Source organism: Paenibacillus sp. VTT E-133291, from assembly GCF_002264395.1.
GTDB lineage: Bacteria > Bacillota > Bacilli > Paenibacillales > Paenibacillaceae > Paenibacillus_AQ > Paenibacillus_AQ nitricinens.
In genome coordinates this window covers 1-465 of sequence record NZ_NFVA01000243.1, presented here as the reverse complement: position 1 = coordinate 465, position 465 = coordinate 1, and the positions used below count along the sequence as shown (strand labels likewise).

Annotated in this window: 1 protein-coding gene; it reads left to right on the top strand. The window is 42.4% G+C overall.

From position 1 onward, the window contains the following. On the top strand, positions 1-373 hold a 373-nt coding region (locus CA598_RS31765; RefSeq protein ID WP_143812509.1), incomplete at its 5' end, for an IS3 family transposase. Between the last annotated feature and the right edge of the window lie 92 nt (positions 374-465).

The window sequence follows — 465 nt, the reverse complement described above, 5'->3', positions numbered from 1 at the left end:
ATGGGTATTAAGCCCCTCCAACAACAATAAACTCGTGATGGATACGTTGAAGAGGGCTTACGCGAAGAACCCTGGCGTAAGCCCTCTTTTACAAAGCGACAGAGGCTTCCAGTATACGTCTCATGAGTACAACCGACTTCATGTAAAATACGGATTTAAGAAAAGCATGTCTCGTGTGAGCCGATGTTTGGACAACCAACCTATTGAGCGTTTTTGGGGTACCTACAAGTCAGAAAGCTATTATCTTACAAAGTACGACACCTATGAAGATATCCTCATAGAGATTAGCAAATATATTCATTACTACAATAATTACCGCTACACAGAACGCTTGGGTGGCTTGTCACCTAACGAATACCGACGAGCTGCATAACGAAGATACCTCAGCTCTGATGATGCGAGCTGAGGTATCTAAACTAACTAGTTTTTGTTTTTTACACTGTACACTTGACAGGGAGCACTTCA